The sequence below is a fragment of the Bosea sp. Tri-49 genome (genome assembly GCF_003952665.1).
Taxonomy (GTDB): Bacteria; Pseudomonadota; Alphaproteobacteria; order Rhizobiales; family Beijerinckiaceae; genus Allobosea.
Genome location: NZ_CP017946.1, coordinates 1,722,203 through 1,745,983, shown reverse-complemented (window position 1 = coordinate 1,745,983; position 23,781 = coordinate 1,722,203). Strand labels below are relative to the sequence as shown.

Annotated in this window: 24 protein-coding genes; 9 read left to right on the top strand and 15 right to left on the bottom strand. The window is 66.8% G+C overall.

Annotated features, from left to right (window positions below):
• Positions 1-123: 123 nt before the first annotated feature.
• The gene (locus BLM15_RS08610) at positions 124-1,521 is read right to left on the bottom strand and encodes a flagellar biosynthesis protein FlgA (RefSeq protein WP_126112208.1); all 1,398 of its coding nucleotides are present in this window, start codon (positions 1,519-1,521) and stop codon (positions 124-126) included.
• Between the two features lie 38 nt (positions 1,522-1,559).
• Entirely contained in the window at positions 1,560-2,231 is a 672-nt protein-coding gene (locus BLM15_RS08605; protein ID WP_126112206.1) for a cyclase family protein, read from the bottom strand.
• Between the two features lie 119 nt (positions 2,232-2,350).
• On the opposite strand from BLM15_RS08605, the gene BLM15_RS08600 reads away from it, so the two are divergent.
• A complete protein-coding gene (locus tag BLM15_RS08600; protein WP_126112204.1) occupies positions 2,351-3,085 on the top strand; it encodes a GntR family transcriptional regulator in 735 nt (244 codons plus the stop codon).
• Positions 3,086-3,271: 186 nt separating this feature from the next.
• Here the strand turns inward: BLM15_RS08600 and BLM15_RS08595 are convergent, their stop codons facing one another.
• Genes BLM15_RS08595 through BLM15_RS08585 form a run of 3 tightly spaced genes read right to left on the bottom strand, consistent with a single transcriptional unit; the run spans position 3,272 to position 6,136 of the window.
• Positions 3,272-4,153, bottom strand: coding sequence for an NAD(P)-dependent oxidoreductase (locus BLM15_RS08595; protein WP_126112202.1), 882 nt, complete (start codon positions 4,151-4,153; stop codon positions 3,272-3,274).
• Positions 4,150-4,932, bottom strand: coding sequence for an enoyl-CoA hydratase/isomerase family protein (locus BLM15_RS08590; protein WP_126112200.1), 783 nt, complete (start codon positions 4,930-4,932; stop codon positions 4,150-4,152). Before BLM15_RS08590 ends, BLM15_RS08595 begins: the two co-directional genes overlap by 4 nt.
• Before the next feature lie 10 nt (positions 4,933-4,942).
• The gene (locus BLM15_RS08585; protein WP_126112198.1) at positions 4,943-6,136 is read right to left on the bottom strand and encodes a CaiB/BaiF CoA transferase family protein; all 1,194 of its coding nucleotides are present in this window, start codon (positions 6,134-6,136) and stop codon (positions 4,943-4,945) included.
• Positions 6,137-6,354: 218 nt separating this feature from the next.
• Here BLM15_RS08585 and BLM15_RS08580 point away from each other — a divergent pair, with 218 nt between their 5' ends.
• From BLM15_RS08580 to BLM15_RS08570, 3 genes are all read left to right on the top strand, one after another.
• A complete protein-coding gene (locus BLM15_RS08580) occupies positions 6,355-7,182 on the top strand; it encodes a phosphogluconate dehydrogenase C-terminal domain-containing protein (protein ID WP_126112196.1) in 828 nt (275 codons plus the stop codon).
• 83 nt (positions 7,183-7,265) lie between these two features.
• Positions 7,266-7,901 (top strand): pyridoxamine 5'-phosphate oxidase family protein, encoded by a 636-nt coding sequence (locus BLM15_RS08575; protein WP_126112194.1) that lies wholly within the window; start codon positions 7,266-7,268, stop codon positions 7,899-7,901.
• A gap of 27 nt (positions 7,902-7,928) precedes the next feature.
• On the top strand, positions 7,929-8,303 hold the full coding sequence (locus BLM15_RS08570; protein ID WP_126112192.1) for a winged helix-turn-helix domain-containing protein: 375 nt from the start codon (positions 7,929-7,931) through the stop codon (positions 8,301-8,303).
• Positions 8,304-8,434: 131 nt separating this feature from the next.
• On the opposite strand, the gene modC is transcribed toward BLM15_RS08570, so the two are convergent.
• From modC to modA, 3 genes are read right to left on the bottom strand one after another with little or no spacing between them, the layout of a single operon-like run.
• Positions 8,435-9,526 (bottom strand): molybdenum ABC transporter ATP-binding protein, encoded by a 1,092-nt coding sequence (gene modC / locus BLM15_RS08565; RefSeq protein WP_126112190.1) that lies wholly within the window; start codon positions 9,524-9,526, stop codon positions 8,435-8,437.
• Positions 9,523-10,221 (bottom strand): molybdate ABC transporter permease subunit, encoded by a 699-nt coding sequence (gene modB, locus BLM15_RS08560; RefSeq protein ID WP_126112188.1) that lies wholly within the window; start codon positions 10,219-10,221, stop codon positions 9,523-9,525. The genes modC and modB overlap by 4 nt, the downstream gene beginning before the upstream one ends.
• Positions 10,222-10,231: 10 nt before the next feature.
• Positions 10,232-11,050: a molybdate ABC transporter substrate-binding protein gene (modA, locus tag BLM15_RS08555; RefSeq protein ID WP_126112186.1), complete on the bottom strand. Its 819-nt coding sequence runs from the start codon at positions 11,048-11,050 to the stop codon at positions 10,232-10,234.
• Positions 11,051-11,164: 114 nt separating this feature from the next.
• Here modA and BLM15_RS08550 point away from each other — a divergent pair, with 114 nt between their 5' ends.
• Both BLM15_RS08550 and BLM15_RS08545 read left to right on the top strand, forming a co-directional pair.
• Positions 11,165-11,371, top strand: coding sequence for a TOBE domain-containing protein (locus BLM15_RS08550; protein WP_126112184.1), 207 nt, complete (start codon positions 11,165-11,167; stop codon positions 11,369-11,371).
• A 256-nt stretch (positions 11,372-11,627) separates the two neighbouring features.
• On the top strand, positions 11,628-12,335 hold the full coding sequence (locus tag BLM15_RS08545) for an ankyrin repeat domain-containing protein (protein WP_126112182.1): 708 nt from the start codon (positions 11,628-11,630) through the stop codon (positions 12,333-12,335).
• Here BLM15_RS08545 and BLM15_RS08540 read toward each other — a convergent pair whose 3' ends face one another.
• Positions 12,336-13,085: a proteasome-type protease gene (locus BLM15_RS08540; protein ID WP_126112180.1), complete on the bottom strand. Its 750-nt coding sequence runs from the start codon at positions 13,083-13,085 to the stop codon at positions 12,336-12,338.
• A gap of 136 nt (positions 13,086-13,221) precedes the next feature.
• Here BLM15_RS08540 and BLM15_RS08535 point away from each other — a divergent pair, with 136 nt between their 5' ends.
• Positions 13,222-14,145 (top strand): glutaminase, encoded by a 924-nt coding sequence (locus BLM15_RS08535; RefSeq protein WP_236846705.1) that lies wholly within the window; start codon positions 13,222-13,224, stop codon positions 14,143-14,145.
• Between the two features lie 4 nt (positions 14,146-14,149).
• Here BLM15_RS08535 and sseA read toward each other — a convergent pair whose 3' ends face one another.
• Complete coding sequence (gene sseA / locus BLM15_RS08530) at positions 14,150-15,004, bottom strand: 3-mercaptopyruvate sulfurtransferase (RefSeq protein WP_126112176.1); 855 nt, start codon at positions 15,002-15,004, stop codon at positions 14,150-14,152.
• A gap of 48 nt (positions 15,005-15,052) precedes the next feature.
• Positions 15,053-15,769, bottom strand: a complete 717-nt coding sequence (locus BLM15_RS08525) for an alanyl-tRNA editing protein (protein WP_126112174.1) — start codon at positions 15,767-15,769, stop codon at positions 15,053-15,055.
• Between the two features lie 158 nt (positions 15,770-15,927).
• On the opposite strand from BLM15_RS08525, the gene BLM15_RS08520 reads away from it, so the two are divergent.
• Positions 15,928-16,737 (top strand): SDR family NAD(P)-dependent oxidoreductase, encoded by an 810-nt coding sequence (locus tag BLM15_RS08520; RefSeq protein ID WP_126112172.1) that lies wholly within the window; start codon positions 15,928-15,930, stop codon positions 16,735-16,737.
• 46 nt (positions 16,738-16,783) lie between these two features.
• Here the strand turns inward: BLM15_RS08520 and aac(3) are convergent, their stop codons facing one another.
• Both aac(3) and BLM15_RS08510 read right to left on the bottom strand, forming a co-directional pair.
• Positions 16,784-17,608 (bottom strand): aminoglycoside 3-N-acetyltransferase, encoded by an 825-nt coding sequence (gene aac(3), locus BLM15_RS08515; RefSeq protein ID WP_126112170.1) that lies wholly within the window; start codon positions 17,606-17,608, stop codon positions 16,784-16,786.
• A 9-nt stretch (positions 17,609-17,617) separates the two neighbouring features.
• Entirely contained in the window at positions 17,618-19,075 is a 1,458-nt protein-coding gene (locus BLM15_RS08510) for a cryptochrome/photolyase family protein (RefSeq protein ID WP_126112168.1), read from the bottom strand.
• Between the two features lie 142 nt (positions 19,076-19,217).
• Here BLM15_RS08510 and BLM15_RS08505 point away from each other — a divergent pair, with 142 nt between their 5' ends.
• Positions 19,218-19,808 carry a DUF2345 domain-containing protein gene (locus BLM15_RS08505; protein ID WP_126112166.1) on the top strand — a complete coding sequence of 197 codons (591 nt, stop codon included), beginning with the start codon at positions 19,218-19,220 and terminating at the stop codon, positions 19,806-19,808.
• A gap of 8 nt (positions 19,809-19,816) precedes the next feature.
• On the opposite strand, the gene BLM15_RS08500 is transcribed toward BLM15_RS08505, so the two are convergent.
• Positions 19,817-20,512 (bottom strand): glycine-rich domain-containing protein, encoded by a 696-nt coding sequence (locus BLM15_RS08500; protein ID WP_126112164.1) that lies wholly within the window; start codon positions 20,510-20,512, stop codon positions 19,817-19,819.
• 13 nt (positions 20,513-20,525) lie between these two features.
• Entirely contained in the window at positions 20,526-23,711 is a 3,186-nt protein-coding gene (locus BLM15_RS08495; RefSeq protein WP_126112162.1) for an efflux RND transporter permease subunit, read from the bottom strand.
• Between the last annotated feature and the right edge of the window lie 70 nt (positions 23,712-23,781).

Here is a 23,781-nt window from a genome sequence, read left to right as displayed (position 1 = left end):
GGATTGTGCCCGGCGGGTCCGGTGCTTGCGCCCGTCATCCCTGCCTCCCGATCGTTTCCTCAGCGGTCGCCCGCTTTAATTTTGTCGATTATTGTATGCTGCATACAGAATGTTGTCGCAAAGTCAAAGCGCGCCGGGGTTGAACAGCGCGTCCTGCTCGCGGCGCAGGCGAACCAGCGTGGTGCTCTCGTCGAGCGCAACGTCGGCGCAGGTGACAACGGCGCCGCGCGCCACCTTGCGCACAATTGGTCGACCGGAAGTGAGGTAGTAGGGGACGGGCTCGCTCGGCCCGAGCGGACGGGCCGGCGTCAACTGCGGCTCCAATCCCTCGATGACGTGGCGGTAGCCCATGGTCAGGGTCTCGCCGGGCTCGAGGTCACGGCTCGCCCGTGCGGTCAGGTCGACGCGCGGCAGGACCTCGGCGCCGCCGGTCGACTGGCCGAGCAGGGCGGCCGACAGCGCCGACATCGGCGCCTCCGCCCCGAGCAGATGCACTGGGTTGTGCAGCAGGACATAACGGCCATCTGGCGAGCAGGGGATGCCCTTGCCGGCAAAGAGTTTGCCGGTGGCGAGATCCGGCGTCTCGGCGATGACGAAGACGCCGCCGGCGAAGGAAAGCTCGTCCGGCCGCCTGAGGCAGTTGAACATGTCGACCCGGCCGGTGCCGGAGAGCAGGCCGCCCTCGGCCGCCGGCCGGAACAGGCTCGGCAATTCGGTGGTGCGGGCGATCGGTGCATGCATCGCCGCAACGTCCGGCATCAGCCCGGTATGGTTGGCGACGATGCCCATCTCGCAGAGGTCGGGCACGGTGGCGCGCGGGAAGGGCAGCCTGGCGCGAGCGTCGAGTAAGCTAAGCGGGTCGCTGCCGAGCTTGCCGAAGGCCGCGGCGAAATCGGCGGCGGGCACAGCTTTCTCCCAGGCCGTGACCGTGCCGGCCTCCGAATCCCAGACGAAATCGGATTCAGATGACTTGCCGGCGGCGACGATCGGCAGGCCGAGAACACGCGCCCAGCCAATCAACCCGATCAGCAGGCTCGGCTGGTCGCCGTCGACGGGGGTATGCACGACGCCGTTCTGCCTGGCGCGGTGAGCGAGGATCGGGCCGATGATGCACTCGGCCTCCTTGGTCACCATGACGAGATGGCGGCCGGCTTCGATCGCCGCGAGCGCGGTCATCGCCGCGCCTTCGGGATCGCCGGTCGCCTCGACGACGACATCGACGGCAAGACCTTCCAGATGCGCGGCATCGCCGATCAGCGCGACCAGCCCGCGTTCGAGCGCCGCCTTCGCCTCGGCAGCGCTATGGCAGGCGATGATCTCGCCCTCGGTCAGGCCGCCGGCGAGCGCCGCCTTGCGGGCGCGGCCGATGTCGAGGTCGCAGACCACGCGCGGCTCGATATGCGGCGCGCGCCGGGCCTGGCCGATGAAGCTTGCGCCGAATTCGCCGGCGCCGACCAAGGCAGCGGAGATCACGCGATCGGGAGCGCTGGGCTTCAGCGCGAACAGGTTCTCGATATTCACTAGGGTCGCTTTCGATGAAGAGGGCAGGGCGGCGGCCGTCAGACGGCCAGGCTCTCGATGGCGTAGATGCGGGCAGGGGCACCGTCGGCGTTCGGGATCAGCAGCGGCGCGGCCGAGAACAGGTTGCGCGGTGCCGTGAGCTTGCTGGTGTTGACGACGTATTCGATCAGGGTGACGCCATGGCTGAGCAGGACATCGTGGGTGACATGCTCGGGCTTGGGCACTTCTTTGCCTTCGAGCAGGAGGCGGATCGGATAGTCCTGCGGGAAGTCGAAGGCGACGGCGCTCGGCTTGCGTTCCGCCAGCCACTGCGCCGCCTCCAGCGTCAGCCAGGGCGCCTGCGTCCAGAAGCTCCTGTCCTGGTAGTCGCGCCGGTCGTTCCATTGGGTTGCGAGTAGCAGGATCTCGCTATCGGCCCCGCCGGGATCGGCGGCGGCGAGATGGTCGGGCCCGATCGGCTCGTTGGCCGGGCGCCCGCTGAGGTCGAGCACGCGGCAGGGGCCGACCACCTGGCGAAGCGGCGTCGCCTCGATCGTCGGCGCCCCGGCGACGAAGTGGGCGGGCGCATCCACATGCGAGAAGCCATGGCAGGGGCCGTTGATCTTCGAGACCCGGAACTGGTCGCCCGCCGCGATGTCGCCCTTGATCGAAAGCTCCACCGGCCAGCGGAAATGCGGCGCGATCGGCATGGAAAGGTCGACGATATGCATGGCGCTGCCCGGATTGCGGAAAGGGATGCCGGCTAGCCGGCGGCTCCGTTCTAGGTGTCTGAATTCTTGTATGCAAGAATTTTTCGACAGCGAGCCGGCCGCGCGATATACAGAGCGTCATGGATAGTCCGGCCGACACGACCCCGCTCGCAGCGCTTCTCGCCAAGGTTCCGCAGCCCGAGCCGGGGCGGCGCAAGGGCGCCCTGCACGGCAGCACCGTCGCGCAATTGCGCAATCTGATCGTCACGGGGGCACTGGCGCCGGGCGCGAAACTGAATGAGCGCGAGCTCTGCCTGCAACTTGGCGTCTCGCGCACGCCGGTGCGCGAGGCGATCAAGACGCTGACCCAGGATGGTCTGCTACGCGCGCTGCCGAACAAGTCTTCAGTGGTTGCCGAGCTCGACGTCGGCGAGATCGAGGCGCTGATCGATGTCGTCTCGACGATCGAGGGATTGGCCGGCGAGCTCGCCGCGGCGCGGGCCACCGACGAGGCCGTCGCCGAGATCGGCATGCTGCACTACCGGATGATGCTGCATCACACCCGCGACGAGCTGCCGGGCTATTTCGAGGCCAACAAGGCCTTCCATCGCCGCATCGTCGAACTCTCCGGCAATCCCGTCCTGCTCTGGATCTGGGAGCTGCTGGCACTGAGGGTCGATCGTGCCCGCTATTCGTCGAACCTTTGGCCGAAGCGCTGGAAAATGGCGATCCAGGAGCACGAGCAGATCCTGGCTGCGCTGACCGCTGGCGACGCCGCGCTGGCGAGCCAGCGCCTCCGCGAGCACGTCCGCAACGGGCTGTCGGGTCTGGTCGCGGCACTGAAAGACAAGGGGACGACTGCGCAGGGGCGCTGAGACCATCGCGCCATCGTCTTTCCGGGGCAGGCCGCAGGCCTGAGCCCGGAATCCAGAACCGATGTGCTTGCGAGTTGAAGCGCGGCGGTCGGTCTGCATTTCCGGATACGGCATCGGTTCTGGGTTCCGGGCTCGCTGCTGCGCAGCGCCCCGGAAAGACGGAGAGGGCGTTCGCACGCCGATCAATCAGTGTGCCTGCCCAGCCTCCGGCAGCACCTTCAGCACCGCGATCGCGTCGAGCTCGCTATGGCCCTGCGCGACCAGCATCCGGTAGAGCGTCGTCGCCTGGGCGACCATCGGCATGGCAAGGTGCTGCTCGCGCCCGGCCTCCATCAGCATTTCGAGGTCCTTCAGCACCTGCCTGGCATAGCCCTTCGGCGTGAAGTCGCGCGCGACCATGCGCGGCATCATCGCCTGCAGTACCGCCGAATTACCGAGGCCGGGGGCCAGCGCCGCCGGGATCTTGTCGGCGTCGACGCCATAGGCCTCGGCAAGCCGCAGCGATTCCGCCACCACGACATAGTTGGTCAGGCACAGCGCCTGGTTGACCAGCTTGGTCGCCTGGCCGGCGCCGACCGCGCCCATATGGGTGAAGAGGCCGAGGCTTTCGGCCAATGGCCGCACCGCCTTGATCGCTTCCGGCGAGCCGCCGGCCATGATCGCGAGCTTGCCGGCTTCCGCTGCCGGCGGCCCGCCTGACACTGGCGCGTCGATGAAGCCGATGCCAGCCTCCGCCAGCGCGGCGGCGAGTGCTTTGGTCACGCCGATCTCGGTCGTCGAGAAGTCGATGACGATCGCGCCGGATTGCGGCTTCGCCGAGAGGATGCCGCCTTCGCCGCTAACCACCGCCTGCACCGCCTTGGTGGTGGTCACCGCGATGCAGACGGGATTGGCACGCTCGGCGACCTCGGCCGGTGAGGCGGCGAGGGCGACGCCGAGCGCGTCGGCTTCGGCCCGCCGTGCCGGGTCGAGATCGTAGCCGACGACGGTGCGGCCGGTCGCGAGCAGGCGCTTGCAGAAGCCCGCGCCCATCAGCCCGAGGCCGATGAAGCCGATGGTCTGGCTCATTTGCCCTGCCAGTTCGGCGTGCGCTTGCCGAGGAAGGCTTCCATGCCCTCGCGGAAATCGGCGCTGGTGTAGCAGAGGGTGACGAGGTCATCGCCGTCGACATCGGCACTCGCCGCCTGGGTCAGCCGGCGCAGCGCCTCCTTGGTGGCGCGCATCGTCAATGGCGCATGGCCGCGGATCGTCTCGGCCAGTTCCTTCACCCGCGCCATCAGCGCCGCATGGTCGGCGACGAGTTCGTTGTAGAGGCCGATGCGATGGCCTTCCTCGGCCTCGACCAGCCGCGCGGTGAAAATGACGTCCTTGACGCGGGCCGGACCGAGCAGGCTGGCGAGGCGGGCATAATTCGCCATCGACAGGCAGTTGCCGAGCGTGCGCGCCACCGGGAAGCCGAAGCGGGCCGATTGCGTCGCGATTCTGAGGTCGCAGGCGCAGGCGATCGCCGCGCCGCCGCCGGTGACCGCGCCAGCGATCGCCGCGATCGTCGGCACCGGGCAGCTTTCGATCGACGTGATCACCCGCTCGATCCGGTTCTCGTAGGCGAGCGCGTCTTCCGCCGTCTTGAACTCACGGAACTGGGAGATGTCGGTGCCGGCGGCGAAGGCTTTTTCGCCAGCGCCGGTGACGACGAACACTTTCGGCGCGCCGTGCTTCTCGGGATTGCCGAGGATCTTGGCCAATCCCTCATACATGGCGAAGGTCAGCGCATTGCGTGCCTGCGGCCGGTTGAGCGTGACCGTGCCGACCCCGTCGGCGACGTCGTAGAGGATCTCGTCGTTCATTGGATGCCTTTCAGATCGCGCCTTCGGCCTTGAGGCCGGCGATGGCCGCCTCGTCGAAGCCGAGCTCGGTGAGGATTTCGTGATTGTGGTCGCCGGCGTCCGGCGTCGGCGTCGCGATGCTGGCCGGCGTGCGCGACAGGCTGACCGGCTCGCCGACGACACGGATGTCGCCGAGCTTGGGATGGTGGACTGGCTGCGCGATGCCGAGATGCTGGACCTGCGGGTCGTCGAAGACGGCATCGACCGCATAGATCGGCCCGGCCGGCACGGAACCCTTCTCGCAAGCGTCGAGCCAGTAGGCGCTGTCCTGCTTGGTCATGATCTCCTCGAGCAGGACGCGCAGTTCAGGCCGCGCCGCGAAGCGCTTCTCCATGTTGTCATAACGCGGATCGATCGCGAGCTCCGGCTGGCCGAGCACGCCGCAAAAGGAACGCCAGTGCCCTTCGGCGCCGACACCGAGATTGATATGGCCGTCGCGCGTCGCATAGACGCCCATCGGCGTAGCATAGGGGTGGTCGTTGCCGGCCTGCGGCGGCACCTTGCCCTCGACCAGATAGCGCGCGACCTGGAAATCCATCATGCCGATCTGGGCCTCGAGCAGCGAGGTCTGTACCCATTGCCCCTTGCCCGAGACGGCGCGTTCCTGCAGCGCCACCAGCGCGCCGATCGCACCATAGAGTCCGGCGGCGGAATCGGCGACGGCGATGCCGGCGCGCACCGGCCCTTGGCCGGGCAGGCCGGTGACCGACATCATCCCACCCATCCCTTGTGCAATCTGGTCGAAGCCGGCGCGCAGCCGATAGGGCCCGCTCTGGCCGAAGCCCGAGATCGAGACCAGGATCAGGCGCGGATTGAGCGCGTGCAGCGTCTCGAAATCTAGGCCGAGCCGCTCCTTCACATCGGGCCGGAAGTTCTCGACCAAGAGGTCGGCATCGGCGATCAGCTTGCGCAGGATCGCCTTGGCCGGTTCCTTCTTGAGGTTGAGCGTCAGCGAGCGCTTGTTCCGGTGCAGGTTCTGCATGTCGTAGCCATGCCGCGGCCCGCTCATGTTCTCGTTGGGATCGACACCCGGCGGGCTTTCGATCTTGATCACGTCGGCGCCGAAATCGGCGAAGATGCGAGCGCAGGTCGGCCCAGCGCGCACGCGTGTCAGATCGAGCACGCGCAAGCGTTCGAGGGCAGTAGACGGCGTCGGGCGAGGCATGATGATCCGGAAGCGTGACGGGGCGCCGACTATCCCGTCATCGTCCCGAAGCGTCAATCTTCACTGCCATCTTGCATGCAAGGTCGGAGGGTGGTCATGCGTCAGCCGGACAACGGGCGCACGCAAAGGGCAGGGCAGCGGCGTTGACGACCGGCGGAAAGCCCTGCGAGCTTGCCGGACAGCGTCGGCAACGGACGCGCGGACGCGGGAGGAAGACGATGACGGTGGTCGCACTGTTCGGTGCCGGCGGCAAAATGGGCATGCGGCTCGGCCGCAATCTCGCTCGCTCGCGCTTTGAGACCCGTCATGTCGAGATCAGTTCCGCGGGGCGCGAACGCATCCGCGAGGCCTTCGGTCTGGCCTGCGTCGAGCCGGATGCCGCTATCGAGGGGGCGGAGGTCGTGATCCTGGCGGTGCCGGATACCGCGGTCGGCGCGGTCGCGGCCAACCTAGTGCCGAAGCTGGCAGCCGGGACTATCGTCGTCATCCTCGATGCCGCCGCGCCCCATGCCGGCCATCTGCCTGAGCGTGCCGACATCACCTATTTCGTCACCCACCCCTGCCATCCGCCGATCTTCAACGACGAGACCGATCCCGATGCGCGCGTCGATCATTTCGGCGGCATCGCCGCCAAGCAGCACATCGTCAACGCGCTGATGCAGGGTCCGGAGGCGCATTACGCGCTTGGCGAGGAGGTAGCGCGGGCGATCTGGGCGCCGGTGATGCGCTCGCATCGCGTCACCGTCGAGCAGATGGCGATCCTCGAGCCCGGACTGTCGGAAACCGTCTGCGCCACGCTGCTCGACGCGATGCGCGAGGCAATGGAGGAGGCAATCGCCCGCGGCGTGCCGCGCGAGGCGGCGCGCGACTTTCTGCTTGGCCACATGAACATCCTGGCGGCGGTCACTTTCGGCGAGGTCCAGGGCGTGTTTTCCGACGCCTGCAACAAGGCGATCGTCTTCGGCAAGGAGACGATCCTGAAGCCGGACTGGAAGCGCCTGTTCGAGCCGGACGAGATCGCCGACAGTGTCCGGCGCATCACCTGAGGTTGTGGCGAGGCTTCGACCGATTTCGAAGCCATGTTATGCCTGCTTCGCCGGCTGGGCCGGCATGCCTTTGGAGATATGACATGAGCGCGATCAGCGAGAAGCCCGGCACCACGGTCGATGATGCAGCCCAGCTGCGCGCGATCGTCGGCGAAGAGTCGCTGGTCGTGCAGAAGAAGGTGCTCGACCGGCTCGACAAGTTCTGCCGCGACTTCATCGCGCTCTCGCCCTTTCTCGTTCTGGCTACCGCTGACCGCGAGGGCGGGGTGGATGCCAGCCCGCGCGGCGATGGGCCGGGCTTCGTCGAGGTGCTCGACGAGCGAACCCTGCTGATTCCTGACAGGCGCGGCAACAACCGGATCGATTCCTTCCGGAACGTGTTGAGTTCGCCGGGTGTCGGTCTCGTCTTCTTCGTACCGGGGATCACCGAGACTTTGCGCGTCAATGGCAGGGCACGGATGACCACGGACGCCGCGCTGCTGGAGCCCATGGCCATGCAGGAGAAGGCGCCCAAGCTCGGCCTGATCGTCGAGGTCGACGAGGCCTATTTCCATTGCGGCAAGGCGCTGCTCCGCTCGAAGCTCTGGGCTCAGGAGGCGCAGGTCGAGCGCTCGAGCTTCCCGACGCTCGGCCGCATCGTCGCCGAGCAGACCAGGGCGGTCGATGCCGCCGAGGCCGACGCCAATCTCGAAGAGGCCTACCGCTCGCGGCTCTACTGAGCGCGCGCTGCCGCGGAGGGGCGGGCTATGTCGAAGGCTGACCAGTCCTTGCCGGCGACGCGCTTCAGCTTCCGGCTCGACTTCACGCCGGGTGGACGCCTCGGGCCGGGCAAGGTGCAATTGCTGGAGGCTATCGGCGAGACCGGCTCGATCTCCGCTGCCGGCCGCTCGATGAAGATGTCCTATCGGCGCGCCTGGCTGCTGGTCGACGATCTCAACCGCATCTTCCGTGCGCCGCTGGTCGAGGCCCAGCCCGGCGGCGCCAAGGGCGGCGGCGCCCATCTGACGGCGCTCGGCCGGGAGATCGTCGCGAATTATCGCGCCATAGAGGCGAAGGCCCTGGAAGCAGGGGCCGCCGAGGTTGCAGCGCTGCGCGCGGCAGTCTCGCCGACCGGATCGTGAGACGGAGGCTTTTGGCCTCCCGTCATTGCGAGGAGCAAAGCGACGAAGCAATCCAAGGGCCGCAATGCTCTACGTCTCCCTGGATTGCTTCGCTGCGCTCGCAATGACGACGAGCCGACCGCGAGCGGACCTCACGGCGTATCGATCGAGACGCTCTTAATCACCGCATAGACTGGGCTGCCGGGCTTCAGCTGCAATTGCTCGGCTGATTTCACGGTGAGGCGGGCGAGCAGGCCGGCGCCATTGCAGTCGAGCCTCACTTCCAGCGCTCCACCAGCGCCATGCCGATCGCCGATCGCTGAAACACGTGCCGGCAGAATGTTGAGTGCGCTGACCCCCTCGAGCGGCTTGAGGCTGAGCATCACGTCGCTGGCGAGGATGCGCACGCGCAGCGCCGTTCCTTCCGGCACCCTGCGCCGGGCGATCTGCAACGGCCCGGCTGCGGTCTCGAGGATCGTCAGGCCGTGCTCCGGCTCGTGGCGCAGCACGCGCGCGTCGAGAATCGCGCCGGCCTCCGCCGAAGTGGAGAGGATCGGCACGTCGGGGCGCGACATCAATTCGGCGGTAGGCCCGCTCATCGAGACCTTGCCCTGGTCGAGGATGACGAGATGGGTGGCGAGCCGGGCCACCTCGGCGATCGAATGCGAGACATAGACGATCGGGATGCCGAAACCGTCGCGCAGGCGTTCGATGTAAGGCAGGATCTCGGCTTTGCGCTCCTCGTCGAGCGAAGCGAGTGGTTCGTCCATGAGGAGGAGGCGCGGCTTTGCCAGCAGGGCGCGGCCGATCGCGACGCGCTGCTTCTCGCCACCGGAAAGCGCGCCCGGCTGCCGCTGCAGCAGATGGCCGATGCCGAGCAGGTCGAGCACGTCATCGAGCTTGCTGCCGCCGTCCTCCATCTTTGGCGCGAACCAGCGGCCATAGAGCAGGTTCTGCCGCACCGAGAGATGCGGGAAAAGCCGCGCCTCCTGGAAGACATAGCCGATGCGGCGCCGATGCTTCGGCACGAAGATGCCGGCGGCGCTGTCGAGCATCACCCGTCCGTCGATGACGACACGGCCTTCCTGCGGCCGGATCAGCCCGGAGATCACATTGACGAGCGAGGTCTTGCCCGAGCCCGAGCGGCCGAACAGCGCCGTCAGCCGTCCGTCCGAAGCGAAGGCGGCATCGAGTGCGAAGGCGCCCAGCCGATGCGCAATGGAAACCTCGATGACGGCGCTCATTCGACGGCGATCCGCCGGCCGACCAGCCGCGCCAGAAACTCCGAGGCGAACAGCGCCGCGACCGAGATCGCGATCGAGATCAGGGTCAGCCGCATCGCCCCGGCATCGCCGTTGGGTACCTGGGTGAAGGTGTAGATCGCCGAGGGTAGGGTCTGCGTTTCGCCGGGGATGTTGGAAACGAAGGTGATGGTCGCGCCGAACTCGCCCATCGCCTTGGCGAAGCACAGGATCATGCCGGCGAGGATGCCGGGCAGAGCGAGCGGCAGCGTCACCGTCAGGAACACCCAGAACGGCCCGGCACCGAGTGTTCCCGCGGCATCCTCGAGCTTGCGGTCGATCGCCTCGATCGAGAGCCGGATCGCCCTGACCATCAGCGGAAAGCCCATCACGGCGCAGGCGAGCGCCGCGCCCGTCCAGCGGAAGGACAGGACGATACCGAACCAGTCATAAAGGAACTGGCCGATCGGCCCGCGCCGTCCGAAGCCGATCAAGAGGAGATAGCCGGTGACGACGGGCGGCAGGATCAGCGGCAGATGGATGACGGCGTCGAGCAGCGACTTGCCCCAGAAGCGCCCGCGCGCCAGCAGCCAGGCGACGGCGAGCCCCAGAGGCAGGCTCGCCAGCATCGCGGTGGTGGCGACGATCAGGCTGAGGCGGACGGCCGTCCATTCCTCCGGCGACAGCCAGTCGCTCACGAAGAATCCCTTACGAGGATGTGGCGGGCTTGTTCAGGACCGTGAAGCCCTGCTTTTCAAAGCTCGCCTTGGCGCCGTTGCCGCGCAGATAGCTGAGGAAGCCCTGCGCGTCGGGATTGGCGGAATCCTTGGTGATGGCGACCGGATAGATGATCGGCGGATGGGTATCCTCGGGGAAGGTCGCGATCACCTTGACTTTGGGATCGGCGGCGGCATCGGTGGTATAGACGATGCCGAGCGGCGCCTCGCCGCGCGAGACCAGCAGCAGCGCGGCGCGGACATTGTCGCTCTGCGCGATCTTGTCCTTGACCTTGTCCCAGCCGCCGAGCTTCTCCAGCGCCGCCTTGCCGTATTTACCGGCCGGCACCGAATCGACATTGCCCATGGCGAGCCGGCTGGAGCCGAGCGCAGTGGAGAGGTCGACGCCGGGCGCCAGCGTCACCGTGGTCTTGGCGTCGGCGGGGGCAATCAGCGCGAGCCGGTTGGCGAGCAGGCTGACCCGGCTCTCCTTGTTGATCAGGTTTTTCTGCTGGGCGTAATCCATCCAGTCGAGATCGGCCGAGAGGAAGAGATCGGCCGGCGCGCCCTGTTCGAGCTGCTTCGCCAGCGCGTTGCTGGCAGCATAGGAGATCTTGGGCGCCGGCTTGCCGCTCTCCTTGACCCAGTTGGCCGCGGCCTCGTCGAGTGCGTTCTTCAGGCTCGCGGCGGCGAAGATCACCAGTTCCTTGCTCTGGGCGAAGGCCGGGCCGGTGAAGGAGGCGACGCCGATCAGCAGCGCGGCGGTGAAACCCAAGAGACCGGAGCACATGTTTCGGCGGTTCGATGGCATGAGGGTCCTCGCTGCGGTTGCTGTCGCTATGTGCGGCCGAATATAACGGCGGGCGACCAAAGGTCGAGTCTGCCTGACGCGGACTCGCGAGGTTGTCAGATCGAGGAGACCAGCATGAAGATTTCCGCCCGCAACCAGCTCAAGGGCACCATCGTCGAGATCGTGAAGGGCGCGACCACCGCCCATGTGAAGCTCGATGTCGGCGGCACTATCGTCACCTCGGCGATCACCAATGCCGCGGTCGACGAGCTCAAGCTCGCGGTCGGGCAGAAGGCCTATGCCGTCGTGAAGGCGTCCGACGTGATGATCGCGATCGACTGAGAGCCGGGCTTCAGGTTGCGTAGCCGATGCCGGCTGCGTAGCCTTCCTGCGCTAAGAAAAAGGCCCACGCCGAAGCGCAGGCCCAAGTCTAGGGAGGAAACGCCCAAGGAGGGCGCCGCAACATCGCTGCTGCGGTGCACAGGAGATAGGACGCCCTTTGCCGACCGGCAAGGGGGAAGGGACAGCAAAGCTGACCCTAATTTGAGCAAATTGCATTTAATCGCGCCGATCGCGCGAAAATAACGGGTAAACGCCGATGCCTGAGACGAAACGACGCGAGGAGAACGTTTGCCGAAGCGCGTTTCGGAGCCTCCTCATCGTCGGAAGTCTCGGCCTATGTTCCGTTGCGGAAGCCCAGATTCCGCCATCGCCGGCCGAGATCGCAGCCTATGATGCGCTGCATCTTGCGGCTCATCGCGGCGACCTCGCGGCCCTCCGTCAGGCAGTCGCATCCGGCAGCCGGCTCGATACGCGGGACGGTGGAGGCCGCACCGCGCTGCATGTCGCGACCCATGCCCGTCAGCGCGAGGCGATGCGCGAACTCGCCAAGGCGGGAGCCGATCCCCGCGCTCTCGACGGCCAATCCTATGATGCGATCACGATCGCAGCCGTCGCCGACGATCTGGAGACCATGCGCACTGCGCTCGCTATCGGCGGCGACGCACGCGCTATCACCAGCCCCTATCGCGGCACGGCACTGATCGCAGCCGCCCATCTCGGTCATGACGGTGTGGTCAGCGAGTTGATCGCCGCCGGCGCGCCGCTCGACCATGTCAACAATCTCGGCTGGACTGCCCTGATCGAGGCGGTGATCCTCGGCGAAGGCGGGCCGCGTCATGTCGGGACGGTGAGGGCGCTAATAACCGCAGGCGCGCGCCGCGATCTCGCCGACCGCGACGGCGTCACACCGCTCGAGCATGCCCGCCGCCGTGGCTATGCCGCGATGGTCGCGCTGCTGCAGTAGTCAGGCGGGGAAGTCCGGTGCCGGCAGGCTCGCCACCAGCGCCGTAAGCCCGTCGCTGTAACGCTGGCGCATGTCTGCCCAATAGGGATGGTTGCTGTCGTATTTGGCGAGATGCCGGGTCGAGAAGCTGTCGGCCTCGTAGCGCAGCAGGTCGATCGGCGGCGCTACCGAGAGGTTTGAGCGGACGGTGGCGTCGAAGGAGAGCAAAGCGAGCTTGGCCGCCTCGTCGAGCCCGCTCGCCTCCTGCAGTGCGCGGTCGAGGATCGGCTTGCCGTATTTGGTCTCGCCAAGCTGGAGGAACTGGGTACGCCCTGAGGCTTCGACGAAGTTGCCCGCTGAATAGACCTGGAAGAGACGATGCGGTTCTCCGGCGATCTGGCCGGCGACGATGAAGGAGCCGTTCGGGTCGCCATAGGGCTCGACGAAGGCGCGGTTGGCGCGCAACACCTCGCGCAGCACGCCGCCGACGATCTGCGCCACGTCGAACATGGTGCGCGCCGCCAGGATGTCGCGGTTCTCGCCGCCCGAGGCGCTGTCCTGCTTATGCTTGGTGTATTGCCTGATCATGGTGATCACGGCCTGCGTCGTCGCGAGATTCCCGGCCGAGAGGATGGTGATCACCCGCTCGTTCGACACCTCGAACAAAGCGAGCTTCTTGACCACGGCGATCTGGTCGACGCCGGCGCTGGAGCGGGAATCCGAGGCAAGGATCAGACCCGACGGCAAAAGGATCCCTAGGCAATAAGTCATAGTTGGTTCCCCAGCGCGGGCGCAGCATGCGCAGGGGGTACCGAGTTTGCCAAGCTCCAGACGCCGCGATTGCGGCACGGATGGGCGAATGCCAAGGTCGACCGGTTATCGGCTGGGACGTGGCGGAGTTCGGACATTGCGCAACCTGTCGGACATCGTCGCTGCCGTTCATGCCGACATCGCCGACCATATCGGCGGTGGCAAGGTGGCTGACTACATTCCGGCGCTGTCGCGAGTCGATCCACAGCGCTTCGGCCTTGCCGTCATCGCTTGCGCAGGTGAGCGCGCCCAGGCTGGCGATGCCGAGGTGCCGTTCTCGATCCAGAGCATCTCCAAGGTCTTCACCCTGACGCTGGCGCTGGAGCGGGTCGGCGCCCGGCTCTGGCACCGTGTAGGGCGCGAGCCTTCCGGCTCGCCCTTCAACTCGATCGTCCAGCTCGAGCAGGAGCGCGGCGTGCCGCGCAATCCGTTCATCAATGCCGGCGCGCTCGTCGTCACCGATGCGCTGCTGACCGGCCGGACGCCGAAGAAGACGGCGGACGAAATCCTCGCCTTCCTGCGCGAGCGCTCGGGCGACCCTTCAGTCTCGATCGACGACGAGGTGGCGGGCTCGGAGGCGCAGACTGGTTTCCGCAATGCCAGCCTCGCCAATTTCATCCGCGCCTTCGGCAACCTGAAGAACCCGGTCGCTGAGGTGCTCGACGTCTATTTCCATCAATGCGCACTGAAGCTGAGCTGCGCCCAGCTCGCCCGCGCCGGCCTGTTCCTCGCCGGCGATGGCGTCGATCCGTTGACTGGCGACATGGTCTGCCGCCCGGCGCGGGCCCGCCGCGTCAAGGCGCTGATGATGACCTGCGGCCATTACGATGCCTCGGGCGAGTTCGCCTTCAAGGTCGGCCTGCCCGGCAAGAGCGGTGTCGGCGGTGGCATCCTCGCTATCGTGCCGAAGCAGGCCGCGATCGCGGTCTGGTCGCCGGGACTCAACGCCGCCGGCACCTCGCATGTCGGTGCGATCGCGCTCGAACGCCTGGTCGAGCGCACCGGCTGGTCGGTGTTCTAAACCTTCAGGGTTTTGCCGGCCCGGTTGCCACCGGGCGCTCGCTCGCGCCCCATTCGGCCCAGGAGCCGTCATAGACGGCGCGCGCCGGCTTGCCGAGCATCTCCAGCGCCGTCGACAGGATCACCGCAGAGACACCCGAGCCGCAGCTCATCAGCAGCGGCTTGTCGATGTCGACGCCGGCCTCACGGAAGGCCGCGGCGAGCGCCTCCGGCTCCTTGAGCTTGCCATCAGCCACCAGCACCGAGGAGGGCAGGTTGAGCGCGCCGGGCATATGGCCGGAGCGCAGACCGGGGCGTGGCTCCGACGCCTCGCCACGGAAGCGGTCTGCCGGGCGAGCGTCGACCACCTGGATGACGCCATTCTCCAGCGCGCGGGCCACGTCATCGATATCGGCGACGGCGGAATGGTCGAGCCTGGCGGTGAACGTGCGCGGCGCACGCTGTCGCGGCGCGCCATCCCGGATCGGCCGGCCTTCGGCCAGCCATTGCGGCAGGCCGCCCTCGAGGATGACGACATCCTTGGCGCCGAAGGTCTGGAAGGTCCAGCGCACGCGCGGCGCCGAGAACAGGCCGAGCCCGTCATAGACGACGATGCGCATGCCGTCGCCGATGCCCATGGCGCCGACAGCGGCGGCGAAGGCATCTGGCCGCGGCAGCATATGCGGCAGGTTGGAGCTCTCGTCCTTGATCACGTCGACATCGAAGCGCACCGCGCCGGGAATGCGCTGCTGCAGATACTCGGCATCCGCATCGCGCTTCTGGGCCGGCAGGTAGAAGGAGCCGTCGACGATGACGATGTCGGGCGCATCGAGCCGCTCAGCCAGCCATTGCGTGGAGACGAAGATGTCGTTGCGGGCCATGCGCGCGTCCTCGAAAGAGTCTGTTTTCAGGATGTTATGACGGAAAGTTCAGGCCAGCGCGATGCGCACGCGCCGGTTCTGCTTGCCCTTCTTCTCGACATCGGTGACGGCGACCGCGCCGATCTCCGAGGTGTTGCGCACATGCGTGCCGCCGCAGGGCTGCAGGTCGATGCCCTCGATCGAGACGAGCCGGACCCGGCCCGAGCCGCGCGGCGGCTTCACCGACATGGTCTTGACCAGGCCGGGATTGGCGTCGAGCTCCTCATCGGTGATCCAGCTTTCGGTGATCGCCGCGTTCTTCGCCACGAGTGCATTGAGCTTCTCGGTCAGCTCCGCCTTGTCGAGCCCGCCTTCGGGGATGTCGAAATCGAGCCTTCCGTCGCCGTCGCCGATCGCGCCGCCGGTGACGGGATAAGGCAGGACGACGCTGAGCAGGTGCAGCGCGGTGTGGATGCGCATGCGCTTCAGCCGGCGCTCCCAGTCGAGCTTGGCGACCAGGGTTTCGCCAATGGCGGGCGCCGCCTGGCCTTCAAGCGGGACATGCAGGATGCGGCTCTTATCCTCGGGATTGTAGATTGCCGTGCCGATGGCGATCTGCGAGCCATCGCCGAGGACGAGCGCGCCGGCATCGCCGGGCTGACCGCCGCCGGTGGCATAGAACACCGTCCTGTCGAGTTCGATGCCGCCGCGCTCGTTGATCGCGACGACGGTCGCTTGCGTCTCGGTGAGGTAGGCGTCGTCCCGGAACAGCAATTCGGTCGGCATCGCGATCTCCTTCGTCGCCCGAACTTATCGCAGGCGAGGTCGGTCCCGCAAAGATGGTGGGAAGCCAAGCGGGAACGCTGCCGGTGGGGCTTCCGCTGGGGGCTCGGCATCACTAGGGTCCGACCAGGACTGCCGTGACATGGAGGCCCGACCGCAACATGACCATGCCGCGCATCGAGCCGCAGGATGGCGTCGCCTGGGTGACCGGGGCGAGCTCCGGCATCGGCGCGGCCGTGGCGCTGGAGCTGGCGCGGCGCGGCTGGACGGTCGCGGCGACGGCGCGCCGGCTCGACAAGCTCGAAGCGCTGGCGCTGAGCGCCGATGGTTTGCCGGGACGGATCGTCGCTCATTGCGGCGACGTCGCCGATCCCATGGCGATGGTGGCCGTGGTCGAGGGCATCGAGAGCGTGCATGGGCCGATCGCGCTCGCCTTCCTCAATGCGGGAATCGCCCCGCGCAATGGGCCCGGCCTGATCGACGTCGCCGCCTTCGAGCAGGTTTTCGCGGTCAATCTTATTGGCGTCGTGCGCGGCGCGGCCGCCGTCGCCGAGCGCATGGCGTCGCGCGGCAAGGGGCAGATCGCGGTCAATGCTTCGCTGGCGGGCTATCGCGGGCTGCCGGGCGCAGCCGCTTACGGAGCGTCGAAAGCGGCCGCCATCCATCTCTGCGAGGCGCTGAGCTTCGATTGCGAGCGGCAGGGCATCCGCCTGCAGCTGGTCAATCCCGGCTTCGTCGACACGGCGATGACCCAGCGCAACAGTTTCCCGATGCCGTTCATGGTGCCGCTCGACAAGGCGGCAGCACGCATCGTCGATGGTTTCGCCCGTGGCGGCTTCGAGATCACCTTCCCGCGCCGCCTGGCCTGGCTGATGAAGGCGCTGCGGCTCTTGCCATATCCGGCCTATTTCTGGGCGATGTGCAAGCTGGCCGGGGAGCATCGCGGCGGCCGTCGTGACGGCGCCGTTTAAGCGGAGAAGACTCCTTGTCCAACAGCTTGGGCGATGGAGTTCAGACTCAAGGCGAGCGCGATCCGAACCGTTCTTCGAGCCAGCTCACACCAAAAGCTGTGATCGCCACGGCATCGACCAGAACGGATGGGGCGGCGCCGATCAGCCCTTGTCGGCCTTGGCCGCTGGCGAGGAAATCCGTTACGATTCCCGCGAAATAGTCATCAGCCAACCCCGCGACGATCGGATCGCCGGTGTCGAATTCCTCGATCATGCGCCATTGCGTGCCGCTCGGTGTCGCGAGCGGTGCCTCGATCCGCCTGACGCGCTTGCCGGGAATCCGCGCCAGATGCTCGGCATGGTGCAGCAGGGTCAGCGTGTCGAGCGGGGCGCCAAGCATCAGCACCTTGCCGCCGGCTGCGACCAGTTTCGCGAGCGGCGAGCCATCGCCATAACCATAGTCGAGTGGATGGTCGGCGGTGAACCATTCCGCCTTCGCGCCGAGCGCGACGAGCGAGGCGCCGGGGTTGCCGCTGCGTAGCGCGCCCGGCGTCGTCCGCAGGAACTCCGGCAGCACGCCATTGTCTCGGATCGCGCGCGAGCGCTGCGGATCGAATGGCGGGATGTGGTCGCGCCACTCCGGCGGCACGCGGCCGTCTTCGCCGACAAGGTCCTCGTAACGCGCTTCCCAATCGGCATAGGCGAGGACGGTGCCCTCGGGACTGACGACATCGGAGAGCGCGGCAATGATCGTGTCGGGACCGTCGAGCAGGCAGCCGACCCTGCTGACGGCAGCATGGACCATGACGGCATCGCCCGAGGCAAGCCCGAGTGCGGCGAGATCAGCGGCAAGAGAGGCGCGCGTGACAAAGGAAGCGGGAGGCAGCGTCATGTCGGTCGGCTACTCGGATCGAAGGGCGGCAAAGGCGTCTAGGGCGCGCCGGCGGCCGAAATCGAGCGCGATGATCGGCTTCGGGTAGTCCCGGTCGAGGACGATTCCGGCCTGTTTCAATGCGCTCGCCGGCGCCTCCCAAGGGCGATGGATGAACTTGTCGTCGAGCTCCGCCAGTTCCGGAACGAAGCGCCGGACATAGGTGCCCTTCGGGTCGAATTTCTCGCCCTGTGTCACCGGGTTGAAGACGCGGAAATAGGGTGCCGCATCAGCGCCCGAGCCGGCGACCCACTGCCAGCTCGCCGGATTGTTCGCTGGATCGGCATCGACCAACGTGTCCCAGAACCAGGCCTCTCCCGCGCGCCAGTCGGTCAGCAGGTGCTTGATCAGGAAGGAGGCCGTGATCATCCGGACGCGGTTGTGCATCCAGCCGGTCTGCCAGAGCTGGCGCAGGCCGGCATCGACAATCGGATAGCCGGTCAATCCTTTCTGCCAGGCGGCCAGCGCGGCTTCATCCTTCACCCAAGACATCGCGTCGAAGCGGCGATCGAAGTTGGCCGTCGCCAAGTCGGGATTGTGGAACAGCAGATGGTATGAGAATTCACGCCAGCCGATCTCGCTGAAGAATTTTTCGGCGTCTGCCGCTGAGCCCGGCGTGTTGCCCGTCTCCAGCGCCGCCTGGGTCGCATGCCAGATCTGGCGCGGGCTGATCTCGCCGAAGCGCAGATGCGGCGACAGCCGCGAGGTCGAGAGCTTGTCCGGCCGGTCGCGGCCCTCGCGATAGCCGGCGATTGCGTCGTCGAGGAAGGCGCCGAGCCGTTCCTGCGCTCCGGCCTCGCCCGGCGTCCAGGCTTCGCGCAATCCGCTGGCCCAGTCGGGTGCCGTCGGCTCGAGGGCGAGGTCCGCGACCGAGAGCACCTGCTTGCGCAGCGCCGCCGGCAGCTCCGCCTTGCTCAGCTTGCCTGGTGTCGGAAGCGGTGCCGACGGCTCGCCGCGTTCGCGCACGGCGCGCCAATAGGGCGTGAACACCTTGAACGGCCCATCGGCCTTGGTCGCAACCTGCCACGGCTCGTTCAGGAGATTGGCGTTGAAGCTCTCGACAGCGACGCCGGTAGCGGAGAGTTCGGCCTTCAGCCCCTTGTCGAGTGCGATCGCCGTGCCGTCATAGCGTCGGTTCCAGGCGGCGTAGCCGATATCGGCCTCTTGCACGATCCGTGGCAGCAACTGGGCCGGATCGCCGCGCAGGATCAGCAATTCGCCGCCCTTCGCCGCGATGACGTCGGACAACATCGTCAGCGAGCGTGACAGCCACCAGCAGGCGGCGGCGCCGATCGGCCGGCGATCTTGCGACGTGTCGAAGATGTAGAGGCAGATCAGCGGGCCATGTTCGATCGCCGCTCTCAGGGCCGGGTTGTCGGACAGGCGCAGATCGTCGCGAAACCAGAGCAGGGCAGGGCGTTCGGTCACTCGGGGCGGCCTCTTGATGCAATGCTCTGATACGCCGATGGAGTCGGATTGGTTGCGTGGCGCAAAGGGATAGTCATGCCGCGAGCCGCAGCAGTTCGTGATAGATTATGTCGGCTGCGCGCAAAAAGAAGGGGATGGGCTGATGGCGACGCCGGAAGTCGAGGCCTTGAACCGGCGCATCGCCGCGCTTGAAGCGCAACTCGCAGCCTTGCTGCAGGCGGTCAATGTCGGGCGGGGTGGCACGGTCGCGATCACGGCTCCGGCCGGGCTGTCGATCACCGTCGGTGGCACCTGCACGATCAGTGTTGGTGCTGAATTGGCGCTGACCGTCGGAAGCAATTTCCGGACGGCGGTCGGCTCGGCTTATGTCGTCAATGTCGGCGCCGGCATGCGGACGACCGCGGGAACGAGCATCGGCGTTTTCGCTGGTACTGCGCTGACCATGAACGCCAATCGCCAGATCAGCCTGTCGACCCGCGCTTTCGAGGTCGCGGCGGCGGTCAGCATCGATCTCGACAGCAGCAAGGAGTTCGCGATCGCCAGCGGCAAGGCGCTCGTGGTGAAAGCTGCCGACAGCATCCTGCTCGATGCCGGCTCGGCGGAACTCAACCTGAAGAAGGACGGCTCGGTCGATCTCAAGGGCAAGGACGTGACGATCCGGGCGAGCGGCAAGATCAATGCGACGGCGAGCTCCGACGTCGTGATCAAGGGCTCCAAGATCAAGCAGAACTAAGCCGCGGCTCAGTCGCCGCCGCCTCCGCCGCAACCACCACTGTCGCCCCCGCCGCTGTCGGAGCTGTCGCCACTGCTGCATCCGCCACCACCGCCACTGCAGCTGGAGGATTGATGCGCAAAATCTCCCGCACATTGGGTTCCACGATCGCCGTTTCGACGTAGTTCCTCGCAATCCGGGACGTAGACGAAGCCGTTGGCGATCTTGAGCTTGGCATCGAGGGCGAAGAGCAGCGGCAAACGCGTCGGTCGTTCCGGGTCGATATTCTCGTCCTGGCAGCACTGCCACCAGACGCGGCGCAGGGCCGAGTTGTCACGGGGCGCGTCCTCGCGCAGGGCGACCGCTGGCGTGTGATGCAGGAAGCGCCCGAAGGCCTGATTGCAGAACCGGCCATAATCGCGGGTGTAGAGGATGAACTCGTGCCAGAGATCGTCCGCGACCTGCGACGGCATAGCGACGTCGCGCCGTCCGGAGTTGAGATAGGCCAGGAAGAACTGCCTGAGGCCCTCGGAGACCAAGGCGGTCTCCTTGCGCGTGAAGCCCTCATGATGAGCCGCGAGCTTGTCCAGCAGGCCGCGCGGCCAGCGATAATGTCGGATGAACTCTGCCCGGCGCAGGCGCTGTTCTTCTATCCAGACCTTGTAGCCACCGAAACAAGCGATGACCCCCACCACGCCGATCAGGATGGTGAGGGTCATCATCATTGCCAGCGCCGTATCAGTGCGCCTGCGGCGTGGCCTGTTTTGGTTCGGCCGGCTTCTTCTTGCCGCCGAGCGAGGCGAGCCAGCGCACCACGACGTAGAACACCGGGGTGAACAGCAGGCCGAAGGCGGTGACGCCGATCATGCCCGAGAACACCGCGATGCCGAGCACCTGGCGCATCTCTGCACCGGCGCCGATCGAGATCGTCAGCGGCAGCACGCCCAGGATGAAGGCGAGCGAGGTCATCAGGATCGGCCGCAACCGGGTCTTGGCCGCAGCGATCGCGGCATCGCGCCGGCTCATGCCCTCGTCCTCAGCCTGCTTGGCGAACTCGACGATCAGGATCGCGTTCTTCGCCGCGAGGCCGACGAGCACGACGAGGCCGATATCGACAAGCACGTTGCGGTCGAAGTCCTTGTAGCCGACGCCGATCATCGCCGCGAGGATACACATCGGCACGATCAGGATGACGGCGAGCGGCAAGGTCCAGCTCTCGTAGAGCGCCGCCAGTAGCAGGAAGACGAACACCACCGCGAGGCCGAAGGCGATGATCGCGGTGTTGCCGGCAAGCTTCTCCTGCAACGCGATCTCGGTCCATTCGAAGCCGAAGCCGGCCGGCAGCACCTGGGCTGCGATCTTCTCCACCGCCGCAATACCCTGGCCGGTCGAGTAGCCGCGCGCCATCGACATCTGCACCTCGGCCGCCGGATAGAGGTTGTAGCGCGGCACGCGATAGGCACCCGTCGTATCGGCGAAGGTCGCGACGGAACCGATCGGAACCATCTCGCCATCGGCATTGCGCGTCTTCAGGTCGGCGACGTCGCGGATGTCGAGCCGCTGGGGATTATCGGCCTGCGCCGTTACGCGGAAGGTGCGGCCGAGGATATTGAAGTCGTTGACATAGGCTGAGCCCATATAGATCGACAGCGTCTCGAACACGCGCGTCACAGGGACACCGAGCATCTCGGCCTTGGTGCGGTCGATGTCGGCGTAAATCTGCGGCGTCCTGGTCGAGAACAGCGTGAAGGGCTGCTGGATGCCGGGCGTCTGGCCCGCCGTTCCGGCCACGGCCCAGGTCGCGCCTTCCAGCGCCGCCAGGCCCTTGCCGCCGCGATCCTGGACATAGCCCTTGAGACCGCCGCCGGTGCCGATGCCTGGGACGGCCGGGGGCTCGACGATCAAGGCAAAGGCCTCGCCGATCGAGAACAACTGCGTGCGCAGGTCGTTGAGGATACCTTGGGTGGTAAGCCCCTGCTTGGCCCGCTCCTTGAAGTCGGTGAGCGTGACGAAGGCAACGCCGGCGTTGGGCGCAAGCGTGAAGGTTGCGCCGTCGAGGCCGGCGAAGGCGACGGCATGGGCGACACCCGGCCGCGACAGCAGGATGTCGGTTGCCTTGCGGATGACCGCGTCGGTGCGCGGCAGCGACGAGCCGGCCGGCAGCTGGAAGACAGCGATGAAGTAACCACGGTCGAGCTGCGGCACGAGGCCCGTCGGAACCACGGCGAGTTGCCGGCCGGCGACCGCGATCAGCGCGGCATAGATCAGCAGCATGACGACGCCGAAGCGGATCAGGCGCGAGGTCACCGCACCATAGGCGTGCGAGAGCCAGTCGAAGCCCTTGTTGAAGTACTTGAAGAACCAGCGCAGCGGTGCGCTCAGCACCGCCAGGAAGCCCTTAGGCTCTTCATGGCTGTGCGGCTTCAGGAGGATCGCCGCCAGGGCCGGCGACAGGGTCAGCGAGACGAAGCACGAGATCGCCGTCGAGGCTGCGATCGTCACCGCGAACTGCTGGTAGAACGTGCCTTGCAGGCCGGTGATGAAAGCGGTCGGGATGAACACGGCGCAGAGCACGAGCGCGATCGCGAGCAGGGCGCCGCCGACCTCGTCCATGGTCTTGTGCGCCGCGTCGACAGCGCTCATTCCTTGCGCGAGGTAGCGCTCGACGTTCTCGACCACGACGATCGCGTCGTCGACGACGATGCCGATCGCCAGCACGAGCGCCAGGAGCGAGATCGTGTTGAAGGAGATTCCGACCGCGCTCATGATCAGGAAGGTGCCGACCAGCGAGACCGGGATCGCGATGATCGGGATGATCGCGGCGCGCCAGGTCTGCAGGAACAGGATCACCACGATCACGACGAGCACGATCGCCTCGAGCAGCGTCGTCACCACGGCCGAGACGGATTCCCTGATGAACTCCGTCGGGTTGTAGACGATGGTGTGCTCGACGCCGGCCGGGAAGTTCTTCGACAGCTCCTGCATCGTCTTGATGAGGGCCTCCGAGGCCGCGAGCGCGTTCGTCCCCGGGCGCTGGAAGACGCCGATCGCAACGGCTTCCTTGTTGTCGAGATAGGAATTGGAGAGGTAATCCTGCGCGCCGAGCTCGACGCGGGCGACGTCGCGCACGCGGATCGTGCCGCCATCGGCATCCGAGCGGACGACGATATTGTAGAACTCGTCGATGCTGGTGAGGCGCCCGAGCGTGTTGACCGAGAGCTGGAAAGCCCCGTCCGACTTCGCCGGCGGCTGGTTGATCGCACCCGCCGCGACCTGGATGTTGGCAGCGCGGATCGCGGCGACGACGTCGCCCGCGGTGAGGTTGCGTGCCGCGACCTTGGCCGGATCGAGCCAGACGCGCATCGAATAATCGCGTGCGCCGAAGACCTGGACGTCGCCGACGCCCTCGACACGAGTGAGCACGTCCTTGACGTTGAGCGTCGTGTAGTTCGAGACGTATTGCTGGTCACGCGTGCCGTCGGGCGACAGCATGTGGATGACCATCAGGAAGTCTGGCGAGGCCTTGCGGACCTGCAGGCCGAGCGTGCGCACCTCCTGCGGCAGCCGCGGCTCGGCGGCCGAGACGCGGTTCTGCACCAAAACCTGAGCCTGGTCGACGTCAGTGCCGGCCTTGAAGACGACGTTGATCGTGACGCGTCCGTCGCCGGTCGATTGCGACGAGATGTAGAGCATGTCGTCGACGCCGTTGACTTCCTGCTCGATCGGCGCGGCGACCGTCGAGGCGACGACCTCCGCCGAGGCGCCCGGATAGTTCGCAGTGATCGTCACGGTCGGCGGCGCGATCTCGGGATATTCCGCGATCGGCAGGGTGCGCAGGGTGATGGCGCCGGCGATCGTCAGCAGCACCGAGAGCACGGTCGCGAAGATCGGTCGGTCGATGAAGAAATGGGCGAAGCGGAACATGCTTTGGTCCTGGCCAAAGAGGGCAGGGCGGACGGAATATGCCGTCCACTCTTGAAGTGGCCTATTGAGG

Bases quoted from the DNA above. Each gene is read 5' to 3' on its own strand.
- BLM15_RS08605 (WP_126112206.1), bottom strand. From the start codon at position 2,231: ATGCATATCGTCGACCTTTCCATGCCGATCGCGCCGCATTTCCGCTGG.
- BLM15_RS08600 (WP_126112204.1), top strand. From the start codon at position 2,351: ATGGATAGTCCGGCCGACACGACCCCGCTCGCAGCGCTTCTCGCCAAG.
- BLM15_RS08595 (WP_126112202.1), bottom strand. From the start codon at position 4,153: ATGAGCCAGACCATCGGCTTCATCGGCCTCGGGCTGATGGGCGCGGGC.
- BLM15_RS08590 (WP_126112200.1), bottom strand. From the start codon at position 4,932: ATGAACGACGAGATCCTCTACGACGTCGCCGACGGGGTCGGCACGGTC.
- BLM15_RS08585 (WP_126112198.1), bottom strand. From the start codon at position 6,136: ATGCCTCGCCCGACGCCGTCTACTGCCCTCGAACGCTTGCGCGTGCTC.
- BLM15_RS08580 (WP_126112196.1), top strand. From the start codon at position 6,355: ATGACGGTGGTCGCACTGTTCGGTGCCGGCGGCAAAATGGGCATGCGG.
- BLM15_RS08575 (WP_126112194.1), top strand. From the start codon at position 7,266: ATGAGCGCGATCAGCGAGAAGCCCGGCACCACGGTCGATGATGCAGCC.
- BLM15_RS08570 (WP_126112192.1), top strand. From the start codon at position 7,929: ATGTCGAAGGCTGACCAGTCCTTGCCGGCGACGCGCTTCAGCTTCCGG.
- modC (WP_126112190.1), bottom strand. From the start codon at position 9,526: ATGAGCGCCGTCATCGAGGTTTCCATTGCGCATCGGCTGGGCGCCTTC.
- modA (WP_126112186.1), bottom strand. From the start codon at position 11,050: ATGCCATCGAACCGCCGAAACATGTGCTCCGGTCTCTTGGGTTTCACC.
- BLM15_RS08550 (WP_126112184.1), top strand. From the start codon at position 11,165: ATGAAGATTTCCGCCCGCAACCAGCTCAAGGGCACCATCGTCGAGATC.
- BLM15_RS08545 (WP_126112182.1), top strand. From the start codon at position 11,628: ATGCCTGAGACGAAACGACGCGAGGAGAACGTTTGCCGAAGCGCGTTT.
- BLM15_RS08540 (WP_126112180.1), bottom strand. From the start codon at position 13,085: ATGACTTATTGCCTAGGGATCCTTTTGCCGTCGGGTCTGATCCTTGCC.
- sseA (WP_126112176.1), bottom strand. From the start codon at position 15,004: ATGGCCCGCAACGACATCTTCGTCTCCACGCAATGGCTGGCTGAGCGG.
- BLM15_RS08525 (WP_126112174.1), bottom strand. From the start codon at position 15,769: ATGCCGACCGAATTGCTGTTCCGGGACGACGCCTACCTCACCGAGACG.
- BLM15_RS08520 (WP_126112172.1), top strand. From the start codon at position 15,928: ATGACCATGCCGCGCATCGAGCCGCAGGATGGCGTCGCCTGGGTGACC.
- BLM15_RS08505 (WP_126112166.1), top strand. From the start codon at position 19,218: ATGGCGACGCCGGAAGTCGAGGCCTTGAACCGGCGCATCGCCGCGCTT.
- BLM15_RS08500 (WP_126112164.1), bottom strand. From the start codon at position 20,512: ATGATGATGACCCTCACCATCCTGATCGGCGTGGTGGGGGTCATCGCT.
- BLM15_RS08495 (WP_126112162.1), bottom strand. From the start codon at position 23,711: ATGTTCCGCTTCGCCCATTTCTTCATCGACCGACCGATCTTCGCGACC.